Annotated in this window: 16 protein-coding genes; 14 read left to right on the top strand and 2 right to left on the bottom strand. The window is 66.2% G+C overall.

Annotated features, from left to right (window positions below; all coding sequences use genetic code 11):
- Window positions 1-23 precede the first annotated feature (23 nt).
- The 5 genes from rpsM (at window position 24) to rplQ (ending at window position 3,220) form a co-directional block, all read left to right on the top strand.
- Entirely contained in the window at window positions 24-389 is a 366-nt protein-coding gene (rpsM, locus tag HWY37_RS20315; RefSeq protein ID WP_008168996.1) for a 30S ribosomal protein S13, read from the top strand.
- 15 nt (window positions 390-404) lie between these two features.
- The gene (gene rpsK / locus HWY37_RS20310; protein ID WP_006216516.1) at window positions 405-806 is read left to right on the top strand and encodes a 30S ribosomal protein S11; all 402 of its coding nucleotides are present in this window, start codon (window positions 405-407) and stop codon (window positions 804-806) included.
- A gap of 11 nt (window positions 807-817) precedes the next feature.
- Complete coding sequence (gene rpsD / locus HWY37_RS20305; RefSeq protein WP_013397000.1) at window positions 818-1,441, top strand: 30S ribosomal protein S4; 624 nt, start codon at window positions 818-820, stop codon at window positions 1,439-1,441.
- Window positions 1,442-1,656: 215 nt separating this feature from the next.
- Window positions 1,657-2,643, top strand: coding sequence for a DNA-directed RNA polymerase subunit alpha (locus HWY37_RS20300; RefSeq protein ID WP_006216514.1), 987 nt, complete (start codon window positions 1,657-1,659; stop codon window positions 2,641-2,643).
- A gap of 184 nt (window positions 2,644-2,827) precedes the next feature.
- Window positions 2,828-3,220 carry a 50S ribosomal protein L17 gene (gene rplQ / locus HWY37_RS20295; RefSeq protein ID WP_006389635.1) on the top strand — a complete coding sequence of 131 codons (393 nt, stop codon included), beginning with the start codon at window positions 2,828-2,830 and terminating at the stop codon, window positions 3,218-3,220.
- 72 nt (window positions 3,221-3,292) lie between these two features.
- On the opposite strand, the gene HWY37_RS20290 is transcribed toward rplQ, so the two are convergent.
- On the bottom strand, window positions 3,293-3,730 hold the full coding sequence (locus HWY37_RS20290; protein WP_175205439.1) for an HIT family protein: 438 nt from the start codon (window positions 3,728-3,730) through the stop codon (window positions 3,293-3,295).
- Between the two features lie 122 nt (window positions 3,731-3,852).
- Between HWY37_RS20290 and cutA the strand changes: the two genes are divergently transcribed.
- Window positions 3,853-4,200: a divalent-cation tolerance protein CutA gene (gene cutA / locus HWY37_RS20285; RefSeq protein WP_054457254.1), complete on the top strand. Its 348-nt coding sequence runs from the start codon at window positions 3,853-3,855 to the stop codon at window positions 4,198-4,200.
- The gene (dsbD, locus tag HWY37_RS20280) at window positions 4,200-6,104 is read left to right on the top strand and encodes a protein-disulfide reductase DsbD (protein WP_175205440.1); all 1,905 of its coding nucleotides are present in this window, start codon (window positions 4,200-4,202) and stop codon (window positions 6,102-6,104) included. The genes cutA and dsbD overlap by 1 nt, the downstream gene beginning before the upstream one ends.
- Window positions 6,105-6,249: 145 nt before the next feature.
- Here the strand turns inward: dsbD and HWY37_RS20275 are convergent, their stop codons facing one another.
- Window positions 6,250-7,101 carry an IclR family transcriptional regulator gene (locus tag HWY37_RS20275; RefSeq protein WP_175205441.1) on the bottom strand — a complete coding sequence of 284 codons (852 nt, stop codon included), beginning with the start codon at window positions 7,099-7,101 and terminating at the stop codon, window positions 6,250-6,252.
- A gap of 153 nt (window positions 7,102-7,254) precedes the next feature.
- Here HWY37_RS20275 and HWY37_RS20270 point away from each other — a divergent pair, with 153 nt between their 5' ends.
- From HWY37_RS20270 to HWY37_RS20240, 7 genes are all read left to right on the top strand, one after another.
- Window positions 7,255-9,141, top strand: coding sequence for an FAD-dependent oxidoreductase (locus HWY37_RS20270; RefSeq protein ID WP_281372243.1), 1,887 nt, complete (start codon window positions 7,255-7,257; stop codon window positions 9,139-9,141).
- Window positions 9,138-9,905 carry an SDR family NAD(P)-dependent oxidoreductase gene (locus HWY37_RS20265; protein ID WP_175205442.1) on the top strand — a complete coding sequence of 256 codons (768 nt, stop codon included), beginning with the start codon at window positions 9,138-9,140 and terminating at the stop codon, window positions 9,903-9,905. The genes HWY37_RS20270 and HWY37_RS20265 overlap by 4 nt, the downstream gene beginning before the upstream one ends.
- 76 nt (window positions 9,906-9,981) lie before the next feature.
- Window positions 9,982-11,163: an ABC transporter substrate-binding protein gene (locus tag HWY37_RS20260; protein ID WP_175205443.1), complete on the top strand. Its 1,182-nt coding sequence runs from the start codon at window positions 9,982-9,984 to the stop codon at window positions 11,161-11,163.
- Window positions 11,164-11,195: 32 nt separating this feature from the next.
- The gene (locus tag HWY37_RS20255; RefSeq protein WP_173144823.1) at window positions 11,196-12,119 is read left to right on the top strand and encodes a branched-chain amino acid ABC transporter permease; all 924 of its coding nucleotides are present in this window, start codon (window positions 11,196-11,198) and stop codon (window positions 12,117-12,119) included.
- Complete coding sequence (locus tag HWY37_RS20250) at window positions 12,116-13,885, top strand: branched-chain amino acid ABC transporter ATP-binding protein/permease (protein WP_175205445.1); 1,770 nt, start codon at window positions 12,116-12,118, stop codon at window positions 13,883-13,885. The genes HWY37_RS20255 and HWY37_RS20250 overlap by 4 nt, the downstream gene beginning before the upstream one ends.
- A 37-nt stretch (window positions 13,886-13,922) precedes the next feature.
- Window positions 13,923-14,633, top strand: a complete 711-nt coding sequence (locus tag HWY37_RS20245; protein ID WP_175205446.1) for an ABC transporter ATP-binding protein — start codon at window positions 13,923-13,925, stop codon at window positions 14,631-14,633.
- 138 nt (window positions 14,634-14,771) lie between these two features.
- Entirely contained in the window at window positions 14,772-15,656 is an 885-nt protein-coding gene (locus HWY37_RS20240; protein ID WP_176089802.1) for a DMT family transporter, read from the top strand.
- Window positions 15,657-15,684: the final 28 nt, after the last annotated feature.

Raw genomic sequence — 15,684 nt, 5'->3', positions numbered from 1 at the left:
ACGGATTTATTCAAGGAACAGTCATGGCCCGTATTGCTGGCATTAACATTCCGCCGCAACAGCACGCCGAGATCGGCCTGACCGCCATTTTTGGCATCGGTCGTACGCGCGCTCGCAAGATTTGCGAAGCGGCAAACGTACCCTTTGACAAAAAGGTCAAGGATCTGAGCGACGCTGAATTGGAACGCGTCCGCGAACATGTTGGTTTGTTCACGGTTGAAGGCGACCTGCGTCGTGAAGTACAGCTCTCGATCAAGCGTTTGATCGACCTGGGAACCTACCGCGGTATGCGTCACAAGCGCGGTTTGCCCGTGCGCGGCCAGCGCACTCGCACCAACGCCCGCACCCGTAAGGGCCCGCGTCGTGCTGCTGCGTCCCTGAAGAAATAATCGAGGAACTGGATTATGGCGAAAGCTTCCACCAGCGGCGCTTCGCGCGTGCGCAAAAAGGTCAAGAAGAACGTCTCGGACGGCATCGCGCACGTTCACGCTTCGTTCAACAACACCATCATCACCATCACCGATCGTCAGGGCAACGCGCTGTCGTGGGCCACGTCGGGCGGTGCTGGCTTCAAGGGCTCGCGCAAGTCGACCCCGTTCGCCGCGCAGGTCGCTGCTGAAACGGCTGGCCGCGTCGCGCTGGAGTACGGCATCAAGACGCTGGAAGTGCGTATCAAGGGCCCCGGCCCCGGCCGCGAATCGTCGGTCCGCGCTCTGAACGCGCTGGGCATCAAGATTTCGTCCATCGCCGACATCACGCCCGTTCCGCACAACGGCTGCCGTCCGCCGAAGCGTCGTCGTATCTAAAGGGAATCCACATGGCACGTTATATTGGACCCAAATGCAAGCTCTCGCGCCGCGAGGGTACTGACCTGTTCCTGAAGAGCGCCCGCCGCTCGCTGGATTCCAAGTGCAAGCTGGATTCCAAGCCTGGCCAACACGGCCGCACTTCGGGTGCCCGCACTTCCGACTACGGCCTGCAGCTGCGCGAAAAGCAAAAGCTGAAGCGCATGTACGGCGTGCTGGAAAAGCAATTCCGCAAGTACTTCGCTGAAGCCGAGCGTCGCCGTGGCAACACCGGCGAAACGCTGATCCAGCTGCTGGAATCGCGCCTGGACAACGTCGTCTACCGCATGGGCTTCGGCTCGACGCGCGCCGAAGCTCGCCAGCTGGTGAGCCACCGCGCCATCGAACTGAACGGCCACACGGCTGACATCGCTTCGATGCTGGTCAAGGCCGGCGACGTCGTGTCGATCCGCGAAAAGGCCAAGAAGCAAGGCCGCATCAAGGAATCGCTCGACCTGGCCACCAGCATCGGCATCCCCCAGTGGGTGGAAGTCGACACGACCAAGTTGACCGGTACGTTCAAGTCGGCCCCCGATCGCGCTGACGTCGCTCGCGACATCAACGAATCGATGGTCGTCGAACTGTACTCGCGTTAATCAGGCCTGCCGGCGCTACCTTCGCAGTGCGCCGGCGAGCTGGTCTCGCGACCCGTTTGCACGTCCCGCAGCAGCCCGCTTTCCGCCTTTTGGCGGAGCGGGCTTTGCGGTAAGTATCGGCCGGTGTTTTTCGCGCCGTCCGCGTTTCAAGTTTCACCCTGTCCATCAGCCTTATCGGTGTAACGAGCCGAGGGTATTGAAAAGGAACACAGTAAATGTCCACTCAAGGTTTCCTGAAGCCGCGCTCCATTGAAGTCGAACCGGTCGGCACGCACCATGCCAAGATCGTGATGGAGCCGTTCGAGCGTGGCTACGGTCACACGCTGGGCAACGCCCTGCGCCGCATCCTGCTGTCTTCGATGACCGGCTACGCGCCGACCGAAGTCCAGATGACGGGCGTGGTGCATGAATACTCGACCATCCCGGGCGTTCGCGAAGATGTCGTCGACATCCTGTTGAACCTGAAGGGCGTGGTCTTCAAGCTGCACAACCGCGACGAAGTGACCCTGGTTCTGCGCAAGACCGGCGCGGGCACCGTGCTGGCCAGCGACATCGAGCTGCCGCACGACGTCGAGATCATCAACCCCGGCCATGCCATCTGCAACCTGACGGACGCAGGCAAGCTGGAAATGCAGATCAAGGTCGAGAAGGGCCGCGGCTACGTGCCGGGCAACGTGCGCGCGCTGTCGGAAGACCGCACCCACACCATCGGCCGCATCGTCCTGGACGCCTCGTTCAGCCCGGTCCGCCGCGTGAGCTACGCCGTTGAAAGCGCCCGCGTGGAACAGCGCACCGACCTGGACAAGCTGGTTCTGGACATCGAAACCAACGGCGTGATCTCGCCCGAGGAAGCGGTGCGCCAGTCGGCTCGCATCCTGATGGACCAGATCTCGGTCTTCGCCGCGCTGGAAGGCGCTGGCGATTCGTACGAAGCCCCGGTCCGCGGCACGCCGCAGATCGACCCGGTGCTGCTGCGTCCGGTCGACGACCTGGAACTGACCGTGCGTTCGGCCAACTGCCTGAAGGCCGAAAACATCTACTACATCGGCGACCTGATCCAGCGTACCGAAAACGAGCTGCTCAAGACCCCGAACCTGGGTCGCAAGTCGCTCAACGAGATCAAGGAAGTCCTGGCCGCACGCGGCCTGACGCTGGGCATGAAGCTCGAAAACTGGCCCCCCCTGGGCCTGGAGCGTCCCTAAGTCTTGAAAGGGTGCCGCTCCTAAAAGGGGGCGGTTCCCGCAGGCAGCTGGCCTTGCGCCGGCCAGTTTGCGAAACCGTCGTAAAATGCACCGTTTTCTACCGGACCGCGGCCTGATTGCAGGTTGATAGAAGAGCCGGCAACCCGATGGCTAACGCCATCTTTAGATTCAAAGGAAACTTATCATGCGTCACGGTAATGGCTTGCGTAAGCTCAACCGCACCAGCAGTCACCGTCTTGCCATGTTCCGCAACATGGCCGTTTCGTTGATCACCCACGAAGCGATCAAGACCACGCTGCCGAAGGCGAAAGAATTGCGCCGCGTCATCGAACCCCTGATCACGCTGGGCAAGGAGCCCACGCTCGCGAACAAGCGTCTGGCTTTTGCCCGTCTGCGCGATCGCGACGCGGTGGTGAAGCTGTTCGCCGAAATCGGCCCGCGCTACGCGGCCCGCAACGGCGGCTACACCCGCGTGCTGAAGATGGGCTTCCGTCAAGGCGACAACGCTCCCATGGCTTTCATGGAACTGGTTGACCGTCCGGAAGTCGATGAAGCCGCTGAGGACAGCGCCGAATAAGTTCGGTAGCTCGATAAGCGACAAGGGCGGGTCTTCGGACCCGCCCTTGTTTTTTTGCGCTGCCGCCGCGCGTTACGAGGCGTGCAGCTCGCCGCGCAGTTGCGCGGCGGTCGCGGCCAAAGCCTCGGCCGCGGGCTGGGCCGGCATCTTGAACGTCAGGTCCTGCTGCTCGATGTACTGAGTGGACGTGACGTCCTGCGGATGATGCATGGGGATGACGTGGGCATGCGCATGCGCCACGTGGATGCCTGTAAAGGCGAAGCCCACGCGTTCAACGTTATACAGCCGCTTCATGTGGCGCCCCAGCTTCTGGCCCAGGTTGAGGATGCTGCCCGCCAGGTCGGCCGGCATGTCCTCGTAATACGGGTAGTGCTGCTTGGGGATGATGAGCGTGTGTCCGGGACGCACCGGATGGATGTCGAGAAAGGCCAGCAGGCGCTCGTCTTCGTGGACCACGTGCGCGGGAATCTCGTGGCGGGCGATGCGGCAGAACAGGCAGTTATCAGACATGCTTGCCTCGGCAAAAACGGGTTGCGTGGCGGCGTGTTCAGGCCCGGCGGATCAGGGCGACGGCCGCAATACCGATAAAATACCCCGAGTTACATCCCATACGGGTATTCCGAGGAGCCTCCATGTTGCGAGATGACGACGTTGTGCTGGTCATCAGCAATGCGCCCGACCTGCTGCTGGCCAAGCGGATCGCGCATGTCCTGGTCGAAGACGGATTGGCCGCCTGCGTGAACCTTGGCGCGCCGGGCCTGTCCATCTACATGTGGAAAGGAGAGGTCGAAGGGGCGGAAGAAATCCCCATCCACATCAAGACCACCTACGCGCGCCACCAGGCTGTAGTGCAAGCCCTGGCGCAGATGCATCCCTACGATGTGCCCGAGATCATCGTGCTGCCCGTCATCGGCGGCGCCGCGCCCTATCTGGATTGGGTGCGTGAACAGACGGCCGTCACGCAGAACAAGAGAGACTGATGTTGCAACTAGCCGGTATCGGCGCGCCCCGGCGCGAGTCCCGCGCATCGCGCGCCTTCCTCAGGCAGTGGCTGGTCTTGCTGGCCATGATGCTGCTGTTGCTGGGCTGGCAGTCCGCCGCGCGCGCCGAACCCGAGTTCCTGGAGCCCGAGAAGGCCTTCGTGTTCAGCGCCCAGATGGCGGCGCCCGACACGCTGGAACTACGCTACCGCGTCGCGCCCGGCTACTACATGTACCGCGAGCGCTTCGGCATCACCATCAGTCCCATCGGCGCCGCCACCCTGGGCGAAGCCGTCTATCCCAAGGGCGAGGTCAAGTACGACCCGACCTTCGAAAAGGACATGGAGGTCTTTCACCAGGACGTGGTGATCCGCGTGCCGGTGGCCGCGGGCGGACAGCCCTTCACGCTCACGCTGACCGGCCAGGGTTGCGCCGACGCGGGCCTGTGCTATCCGCCGATGGACAGCAGCGTCAAGCTGACGCCCGTGGCGGGCGGCTATGCCTTGGCCGGACCCGGCGGGCCCATGACGGCCTCGGGCGCATCGGGTGCCTCCAGCGCTTCGAGCGGCCTGGGCGCTCTGGTCAATGCCGGCGACACCGGCCTGGCCGACGCCCTGGGCGGGCTGGGCTGGGTGAAGACCGCCGGCGTGTTCCTGGTGCTGGGCCTGCTGCTGGCCTTCACGCCTTGCGTGCTGCCGATGATTCCCATCCTGTCGTCCATCGTGCTGGGCGGCGCCGCTCAGGCGAGGCCGTCCCGCGGCCGTGGCCTGGCGCTGGCGGCGACCTACGTGCTTGGCATGTCCGTCGTGTACACCGCGTTGGGCGTGGCGGCTGGCCTGAGCGGCGCCGGTCTGGCGGCGTGGCTGCAGACGCCTTGGATCCTGACCCTGTTCGCCATCCTGCTGGCTGTGCTGGCGCTGGCTATGTTCGACGCCTTCACGTTCCAGATGCCGGCCGGCATCCAGGGCTGGCTGTCGCAGCGTTCGGCGCGCATCCCGGGCGGACGCTACACGGGCGCGCTGGTGATGGGCGCCTTGTCGGCGCTGATCGTCGGCCCCTGCGTGGCTGCGCCGCTGGCAGGTGCGCTGCTATACATCTCGCAGACCGGCGATGTGGTGCTGGGCGGATCGGCGTTGTTCGCCATGGCGTGGGGCATGGGCGTGCCGCTGCTGATTGTGGGCGCTTCCTCGGGCGCCTTGCTGCCCAAGGCCGGTCCCTGGATGGACGGCGTGAAGCGTCTGTTTGGCATGTTGCTGCTGGCCACCGCCTGGTGGATGCTGATCCCCGTGGTGCCGACCTGGGTGCAGATGACGGGCTGGGCTTTCCTGGCCGTGGTTGCCGCCGTGATGCTGCGGGCCTTCGACGCTCTGCCCGAAGGCGCTGGCTCGGCACGCATGTTCGGCAAGGGCGTGGGCCTGTTGCTGGCGCTGGCGGCCGCGGCCTGGCTCATCGGCGCGGCCAGTGGCGGACGCGACGTGCTGCAGCCCCTGTCGCATCTGGCGGCGCGCGGTGACGCGCCCGCCGGCGCGGCGGCCAGCAGCGGCGAAGTCCATTTCACCCGCGTGCGCAACAACGCCGAGCTGGACGCCTTGCTGGCGCAGAGCCGCCAGCCGGTGATGCTGGATTTCTACGCCGACTGGTGCGTGTCGTGCCGCGAGATGGAGCGCTTCACTTTCACCGATCCCGGCGTCGCGCAGCGCATGGCGGGCATGCTGCTGGTGCAGGCCGACGTGACCGCGAACAATGCCGACGACCGCGCGTTGCTCAAGCGCTTCCGCCTGTTCGGCCCGCCGGGCATCATGTTCTTCGAGCCGGGCGGCAAGGAACTGCCGGACGCTCGCGTGGTGGGCTTCCAGGACGCGAAGCGCTTCACCGAATCGCTGGACAAAGTGCTGGTGCGCTGAAGAACCTGGGCGTTGCCGCAACGCCGGTGCGAAAGACCGCAGGCCGCAGCACGGATGCATCCGTGCTGCGGCTTTTTTGTCGTCTGGCGCTGGCCGGCGCGAAGCCTCTTCGGCCCGGCGGCCACGGGCCTGCCGCCTGTCGCGCCTAGTCCTGGCGCGTGGCGCGCACGTCGCGGTTCTGCCAGCCCAGCTCGGCCGATATCGCATCGGCGCAGCGCTTGATGTCGTCGATCAGGGGGCTGCTCCAGCGCACGTCGAATACGCCGGCGGCGCCGATGGCGGTGATCACCAGCACCACGTTGCCGTTGGAATCGAACACCGGCGCGCTCAGGCCGTTGATGCCGGGGATGGGGTCGCCGACGGCCCTGGCGACGCCGCGCTGCCGGACCTCGCGCAAGGTCCGTTCGAACTTTTCGGTCTTGCCCAATGAGGGCACCGCGCCCAGGCGCAGATAGTCCTCGTGCAGCAGGCTCTCGATCTTCTTCGGCGGCAGCAGCGCCGCGAACACCTTGCCCGTCGCCGTGTTAGTCAGCGACATGACCGTGCCGGTGCGCATGTTGACGTGGATGGGGTAGTTGGATTCGTGCAGATGCACGATGACCGGCCCCAGGTTGCCCAGCACCGCAATGGCGACGGTCTGCCCGCTTCTTTCCGCGAACTCGCGCGTCATCGGCACGGCGATCTTGATCGGATCCAGCCGGTGCAGCGCCGCCAGGCCCAGTTGCAGCGCCAGCGGTCCGAGTTCGTACTCGCCGGTACTCGGATCCTGCCTGACCAGGCCCAGGTTGCCGTAGCTGACGAGATAGGCGTGGGCGTTGGCGCCCGACATGCCGGCGGCCTTGGCCAGCGCGCCCAGCGGCAGCGAGGACGAATGGTCCAGCAGCGCCAGCAGGATCTTGCCGCCGACTTCGATGGATTGGATGCCGCGCCTGCGTGGGGGCGCGGCGGGCGTGGAGTCGGCATTGCGCTTGCCGGAGCTGGGCTTGGTGGTGGCCATTTTCTTTTATCGAATGTGATTGTCTATGTTAGTACTTTCGCTAATCGCGAACTATATTGACATTATCAAATGCCTTATCTACAGTCGAAAGAATAAGAAGACCGCCCCGATCCTGCGATCGTGAGCAGGTCGCCCTAAGGGTATGGAGACAACGTGGAAGATTCTCGTCAATACGACTGCGACGTGTTGGTGGTCGGGTCGGGCGCGTCGGGCATGGCTGCGGCAATCACCGCGGCTAGCGCCGGCCTGAAGGTGTTGATCATTGAAAAAGAGCCGCGCTTTGGTGGCTCCACCGCGCGGTCGGGCGGCTGGTTATGGATTCCGGGCACGTCGCTGGCCAAGGTCCAGGGCATCCATGAAACGCCCGACGAAGGGCGCGCCTATCTGCGGCACGAAGCCGGCGACAGCTACAACGCTGAACGCGTCGATGCGTTTCTCGAACACGGCCCGCGCGCCGTGGACTTCTTCACGTCGAACACCGAAGTGCAGTTCGACATGCCGCTGGTGTTCCCCGACTACCACGCGGAAGCGCCAGGCGGAAAGCAGGGCGGCCGCTCGATGGTGGCGCGGCCCTACGATGGCCGCAAGCTCGGCTCGCACGTCCGCGACTTGGCTCCCGCGCTGCCCGAGCTGACCGTGTTCGGCATGATGCTGGGCTCGGGCAAGGAAATCGTGCACTTCATGCGTGCCACGCGTTCGCTGGCCTCGGCCTGGTACGTGGCCAAGCGCCTGACGCGCCATTTCCTGGACGTGGCCAAGCATGGCCGCGGCATGACGCTGACCAACGGCAACGCATTGGCCGGCCGCCTGGCCGCCTCCGCCTTCAAGCTGGGCGTGCCCTTGTGGCTGAATGCGCCGGCCAAGTCGCTCATCATCGAGGATGGCGCCGTGCGCGGCGCGGTGGTGCAGCGCGATGGCGCGACCGTGCGCGTGCGCGCCGCGCGCGCCGTGGTGCTGGCTTCCGGCGGTTTCCCTTATGACATCGAACGCCGCAAGCAGCTGTACGCGCATGCGCCCAACGGCACCGAGCATTACTCGCCGTCGCCCACGGGCAACGCCGGCGACGGACTGCGCCTGGCCGAGAGCGCGGGCGGCCAGGTCAATACCGCCTTGCCCAACGCGGCCGCCTGGGTGCCGGTTTCCGTGGTGACGCGCAAGGACGGCAGCCCGGGCTACATGCCGCACTTCATCGACCGCGCCAAGCCGGGAGTCATCGCCGTGACGCGCAACGGCCGCCGCTTCACCAACGAAGGCAGCTCGTACCACGACTTCGTGCAGGAGATGGTGCGAGCGTGCGAAGGCCAGGGCGAGACCTGCGCCTGGCTGATCTGCGACCACAAGACCTTGCGCAAATACGGCCTGGGCAGCGTCGCGCCGTTCCCGCTGCCGATAAAACGCTATCTGGACACGGGCTATCTGACGCGTGGCGCATCGGTGGCCGAACTGGCGCAGAAGACCGGCATCGACGCCGGCAGCCTGCGCCAGACGGTCGAGGCATACAACCGCGAGGCCGCGCTGGGACGCGATCCGCAATTCGGCAAGGGCAGCAAGGCCTACAACCGCTACCAGGGCGATGCGCTGCACGGCCCGAACCCCTGCGTGGCGCCGATAGTGAAGGGGCCGTATTACGCGATCAAGGTAATGATCGGCGACATCGGCACCTTTGCCGGCCTGAAGGTCGACGGCGAGGGCCGCGTCCTGAGCGAGGAGGGCCAGGTCGTCGCCGGCCTGTACGCCGTGGGCAACGATGCCTGCAGCATCATGGGCGGCAACTATCCCGGCGCGGGCATCACCCTGGGGCCGGCGCTGACCTTCGGCTACATCGCCGGCCAGAGCATCGCGGCCACGGGCAAGGCCGCAGCAGGCACATCGGCATCGGGCATACCGGCATCGGGCGTACCGGCATCGGGCATACCGGCATCGGGCGTACAGGCATCGGACGCATCGGCATCAGGTGCATTCGCCTCAGGTGCGTCCGCATCAGGCAAGCCGACTTCAGACATGCCGGCAACAGACGCCTCCGCGCAGGCGGCCGCATGAGCGCCGCGCCGGCGGGGCTCTTGGAGGGCAAGCTTGCCCTGGTGACGGGAGCGGGGCAGGGCAACGGACGGGCATTGGCGCTGGGCCTGGCCGCGGCGGGCGCGCGCGTGGTGGCGACCGACGTGCAGGCCGCCAATGCGATGCAGACGGCAAGCGCCATCATCGCGGCGGGCGGCGAAGCCTGGAGCCATGCGCTGGACGTGACGGATCCCGAGGCGTGCGCCGCGATTGCGGCGCAAGTCCAGCTGGAGGTGGGGCCGATCGACGTGCTGGTCAACAACGCCGGCATCCTGATCCGCGAAGGCATAGACAGCCCGCGCGCCGCCGAGAACTGGAAGCGCGTGCTGGATGTGAACCTGAATGGCAGCTTCAACATGATCCACGCCTTCCTGGGCGCGCTGCGCGCCACGCGCGGCGTCATCATCAACGTGGGTTCGATCGCGTCGTTTGCCGGGGTCGGCTCGACGCTGGGCTACTCGCCGTCCAAGGGCGGCGTGAAGATGATGACGCAGGCCATGGCGCGCGATCTTGCGCCGGACGGCATACGGGTCAACGCCATTGCGCCGGGCGTCATCGAAACGCCGATGACCCAGTACACGCGCGACGATCCTGCCCGCCTGGCGAACTTCATGCAGCGCATACCGCTGGGGCGGGTGGGACAGCCCGAAGATCTGGTGGGACCCGCCGTGTTCCTCGCTTCGCCGATGGCGCTGTACGTGACGGGCGTGTCGCTGCCGGTGGATGGCGGCTACCTGGCGGTATAGCCGGGCGCCGCGCACGCAAGAGACCAGACAAAGAATCATCGACGTGCAGCACATCTGAAAAACACAGGAGACAACGATGAAAGCAACGGGGATTTTTTCCACCTTGTCCAAGGCGGCCGTCTTGTGCGCGCTGGCCATTGGCGCGCAGGCCCATGCCCAGGACATCAAGATCGGCTTCAACGGCGATCTGTCGGCCTCGCCGTCCGCGCAAAGCGGGCAGGCCGCGGTGCTGGGCCTGCGCACGGCCATCGACGACATCAATGCCAATGGCGGCCTGCTCGGCCGCAAGCTGGTGCTGGTGGTGCGCGATGACCTGTCGCAGCCGCCGAAGTCCATCCAGAACATGGCCGACCTGATCGACAACGAGAAGGTCGTGGCCATCGTCGGTCCCACCAACTCGGGCAATGCGCTGGCGTGGAAGCACATTCCCAACCAGAAGAAGATCCCCGTCATGGGCGCCATCGGTTCGGGCACCGACATCACCAAGCCCATGCGCGCGGGCGCCGACAACTACATGTTCCGCGTCGGCATGGTGGACCGCGAGCAGGTGGAGGGCGTGATCGGCTACTTGAAGAAGAATCCCAAGGTCAAGAACGTGGGCTTCATGATCGAGACCACCGGCTATGGCCAGAGCGCGCTCAAGGACCTGGAGGAGGTCGGCGCGGCGCAGGGCCTCAAGGCCGTGGCGGTGGAGAAGTTCGGCGTGGCCGATACCGACATGACCTCGCAGTTGAACAAGCTGAAGGCGGCGGGCGTGGACACCGTGGTTATCTGGGCGCAGAGCACGCCCATCGCCCACGTGTTCCGCAGCATGGAGAAGATCAACTGGTTCCCGCTGACGCTGACCTCGTGGGCCGCCGACAACATCGCGTTCTACGACACGGCAGGCAAGACGCTGTCGGAAAAGCCCTTCTTCCTGCGCACCATCACCGACAACCGCACGGCCGCGCAGCAGAAGCTGTATGACCGCGTATCGGCCAAGATGACTTCGCCCACCGCGTTCGGCTTCCTGGCGCACGCCTACGACGGCATGAACCTGCTGGGCATGGCGATCAAACAGGCCAATTCCACCGATGGCGACAAGGTGCGTCTGGCGCTGGAGAACCTGGACGGCACCTACGAAGGCGCGATGAAGACCTATACCAAGCCGTTCTCCGCCACGGTGCACGACGCGCTGCTGGTGGGCGACTACAAGTGGGCGCACTGGCAGGACGGCAAGCTGGTCCCGTACGCGGACGACGTGACCGCCGCGAAGTAGACACGGACCGGCGACGGGGAAAAGGGGCCATCATGTTGGCGACATTGTTGCAGGCGCTCGTCAGCGGGCTAGCCGTAGGGGGCGCGTACGCGCTGGTGGCGCTGGGCTTCAGCATCACGTTTACCACCACCCGCACGCTCAACTTCGGGCATGGGGAATTCGTGTCCGTGGGCGCGTTCATCGGGGTGGGCGCCTTGTTCCTGTTCGCCGGCAAGCCGGTCACCACCGCGGCCTTCACGGGCCTGGAGTTGAGCGGCTGGGAATACCTGCTGGCCGGCCTGGCCGCGGTGCTGGTGATGGGGCTGCTGGGCGTGCTGCTGTACGTGTTCGGCGTGCGGCCGTTCGCCTCGCGTCCGGGCATGGCCTGGGTCATGAGCACGCTGGGGTTCGGCATCCTGCTGCAGAGCGCCGCGTTCGCGGTCTGGGGGCCGGCGCCCGTCACGGTGCCCGCGCCTTTCGGCGACGAGGTCATCCGCGTGTTTGGCGCGGGCGTGCGCAGCCAGGAATTGCTGCTGCTCGCGGTGGCGGTGGCGGTGATGGTGCTGTTCGACCGCGTCATGAACCGCACGGTGCTGGGCAAGGCGATGCGGGCCGTGGCCGCCAATCCCGCCGTCGCCAACCTGATGGGCATCAATGTGAACGCGGTGATGACCGGGGCCTTCTTCGCCAGTTCGGCGCTGGCCGGGCTGGCGGGCTTCCTGGTCGCGCCGATCACCTCGGCTTCGATATTCATGGGCCTGGCCATCGGCCTGAAGGGCTTTTCGGGCGCGATGATAGGCGGCCTGTCGAACCCGCGCGGCTGCGTGCTGGGCGGCTTCGTGCTGGGGCTGCTGGAATCCTATGTGAACCTCTGGCAGTCGCAATGGCGTGAAGTGGCGATCTTCGGCCTGGTGATCCTGGTGCTGGCGGTCAAGCCCACCGGCCTGTTCGGCAAGCGCCTGGTGGAGAAGGTATGAAGCGGCACGGGCAGTCCCTGATCACCGTGGCGCTGGCGGCGGCGCTCGCGGCATTCGCCGCCCTGGTGGACAACGACTACTACCTGCGCATCGTATTCATGGCCTGCGTGTACTACCTGTGCGCGGCGGGCGTGAACGTGCTGGTGGGGTATGCGGGCCAGAAGTCGCTGGGCCAGGCGGGCCTGTTCGCCGCCGGCGCCTATACCGCGGCCCTGTTGACCTCGCGCTGGCAGGTCGATCCCTGGCTGGCCCTCGCGGCGGCGCCCGTGGTGGCCGGCGTGTTCGGCGTGCTGATCGCCTTGCCGTCGCTGCGCGTGAAAGGTCCCTACCTGGCCATGGTGACGTTGGCCTTCGGCATCGTCATGGAGAAGATCGTCACCGAGTGGGTGGACGTGTTCGGCGGGCCATCAGGCCTGTTCGGCATCATGCCGCTGACCTGGGGCGGGAATCCATTCACCAATCAGCAGTGGGTCTGGTTCGCGCTGGTGCTGTGCGTGGCGACGCAGTTGCTGTTGCGCAACGTGCTGGACGGGCGCTTCGGCCGCGCGCTGCTGTCGGTGCAGGCCGACGAGATCGCATCGTCTTCCGTCGGGGTGCGGGTGTATCGCGCCAAGGTCATCGCGTTCGTGGTGGCAGCCGTTACTTGCGGCATTGCGGGCGCGCTGGTGGCGCAGCAGAACCAGTACATCAATTCGGATTTCATCAGCTTCAACCTGTCCATCTTCATCCTGCTGCTCGTGCTGTTCGGGGGCGCGGGCTCCAAGGCGGGACCGGCGGTCGGCGCGATCGCGCTGACCATCATCGACGCGCTGCTGGCGCGCTGGCCCTCGGTGCAGCACTTCTTCTACGGCGCGCTGCTGCTGTTCGCGCTGTACTTCATGCCGGGCGGGGTGATGGGCCTGTTCTCGCGCCGCGCGCGGCGCGTCGCGGATGCGCGGCCGCAAGGCGGCGACGCGGCGCAGCCCGCGACGGCCAGGCCGGCCGCTGCGGCGCAGGAAGATCTGTTGCTGGTGGTCGAGAGCCTATCCAAGGCCTATGGCGGCGTGAAGCCGGCGCAGGACATTTCCTTCTGCCTGCGGCGCGGCCACGTGCACGCGCTGATCGGGCCCAACGGCGCGGGCAAGAGCACGCTCATCAACATGCTCAGCGGCGTGGTGCTGCCGGACGCGGGCGTGATCCGCTTCCAGGGCACCGACATCGCGGGCGAAAGGTCGCATGTCATCTGCAAACTGGGCATAGGCCGCAGCTTCCAGAACCTGCGCCTGTTCGGCGATCTGTCGGTGCTGGACAACGTGCTGCTGGGCCGCCATAGCCGCATGAAGAACGGCTTCTGGGTCTCGCTATTGGGCCTGCCCGGCGCGCGTGCCGAAGAGCGCCGCGCGCGCGAGCAGGCCTGCCGGCTGGTGCGCATGGTGGGCCTGGAGCATCTGGCCGACACGCCGGCGGGCAGCCTGCCCTACGGTCTGCAGCGGCGCGTGGAGCTGGCGCGCGCCTTGGCGACCGAGCCGACCTTGCTGCTGCTGGACGAGCCGGCGGCGGGCCTGAATCCGCAAGAGACCGCGGAACTGGGCGAGCTGCTGGTGCGCATCGGCGCGTCCTGCGGCATCACGCTGCTGATGGTGGAGCACCACATGGACCTGGTGATGGCGATTTCCGACCATGTGATCGTGCTGGACTACGGCATCAAGATCGCCGAAGGCAAGCCGGCCCAGGTGCAGGCGGACAAGCGCGTGATCGAGGCGTATCTCGGAACCGGCATGGCCTGAGGCCAGGGCCATTTGGGTATCAACAGGCCGCAAGACGATGCTGAAACTAGAATCCGTGCAGATTTCGTATGGCGCCATCCAGGCGGTGCGCGACGTGTCGCTGGAGATCCGCGCGGGCGAGATCGTGACCATCATCGGCGCCAACGGCGCGGGCAAAAGCACCTTGCTGAAGGGCGTGGCGGGACTGGAGCCCTTGCAGGGCGGCCGCGTGACCTTCGACGGGCGCGACATCACGCAGGTGCCGCCGCATCTGCGCGTTGGGCTGGGCCTGGCGCTGTCGCCGGAAGGTCGGGGCGTGTTCGCCGACCAGACCGTCTACGACAACCTGGTGCTGGGCGGCTACACGCGGCGCGGGAATCCCGCGATGGTGGCCGAGGGCGTGGAGCGCGGCTATCAGTTGTTCCCGCGGCTGCGCGAGCGGCGCGACCAGTTGGCGGGCACGCTGTCGGGCGGCGAGCAGCAGATGCTGGCAATGGCGCGCGCGCTGATGAGCGAGCCGCGCCTGCTGTGCCTGGACGAACCGTCGCTGGGCCTGGCGCCGCTGATCGTGCAGGACATCTTCACCGCGATCCGCAAGCTGCGCGACGACGGTCTGACCATCGTGCTGGTGGAGCAGATGGCGAACCAGGCGCTAGGCGTGGCGGACCGGGCCTACGTGCTGGAGACCGGTCGCATCACGTTGAGCGGCTCCGGCGCGGAACTGCTGCGCGATCCCAACGTGCGGGCGGCGTATCTAGGCGCGCATTGAGTCCGTGACCCAGGCGCGATACCATGTCCACGGCGCCGCGTGGGCGGCGCGTCCACTCCTATCTCCAGGCCGGCGCCCGTGACGTCCCCGACAGTTGATGCAAGCCAGGACCGCACCGGTCTTATCTATCTTCAATTGATGTTCGTCATGGCCACTTGGGGCCTGAACATCGTCTCGGTCAAGTACCTGACGCTGCACATGGATGTGCAGGCCTTGGCCGCCGTGCGCATCGTCATTGCGTTCATCACCGTCACCCTCATCATCAAGGCCCGCCGCGGCCGCATTCCCAAGCTGGGCGGCGCGGAGCTGGGCTGGGTCGCGCTGGCGGGCTTCCTGGTCGTGTACGCGCACCAGGTTGCGCTGGTGACGGGCCTGCGGGTCTTTTCGGCCGCGAATGGCACCTTGATCATGGCCACCAGCCCCTTGCTGTCGGCGTTGCTGGCGGCCATCTTCTATCGCGAGAAACTGACGCTGGTGCGCATAGCCGGCGCCTTGCTGGGCCTGTTGGGCGTGGGCATGGTGGTGGCCGGCAGCGGCGCGCAATTCGGCCTGACGGGCTGGGGCGATGCCATCGTGTTCGTGGCGGTGCTGGTGTTCGTGTGCGGCGGGCTGGTGATCCAGCGCATGTCGCGCAGCATGGATCCGCTGGGCATGCTCTGGTACATGTACCTGGCCGGGGGCCTGATGCTGGTGGTGCATGCGGCGCTGACGCCGGCGACCTATCAGGGCGAGACCTGGCAGATGGCGTGGTGGCCTTGGCTGGTGCTGCTGTTCTCGGCGGTGATCGCCTCGGGCGTCAGCAACATCGTCTGGAATGCGGGCATCGCGCGCCTGGGCATCAGCCGCGCGGCCTTGTTCGTGAATTGGCTGCCGATCTTCGGCCTGCTGTTCGCGGCCCTGTTCCTGGAGGAGCACGTCACCCCCACGCACGTGGCGGGGCTGGCTTGCGTGCTGGCGGGGACCTGGCTGGGATTGCGCCGGGGGCCGCTCCTGGCGGGCCGCAAGGCGGCCGCCAAGACCTGAGTCCGCGGGCGGCCCGTATAGGACCCGC

The organism is Achromobacter anxifer (assembly GCF_903652925.1).
Classification (GTDB): domain Bacteria; phylum Pseudomonadota; class Gammaproteobacteria; order Burkholderiales; family Burkholderiaceae_B; genus Achromobacter; species Achromobacter anxifer.
The sequence above is the reverse complement of the archived record's forward strand: the minus strand, read 5'-3'. Positions and strand labels throughout refer to the sequence as shown.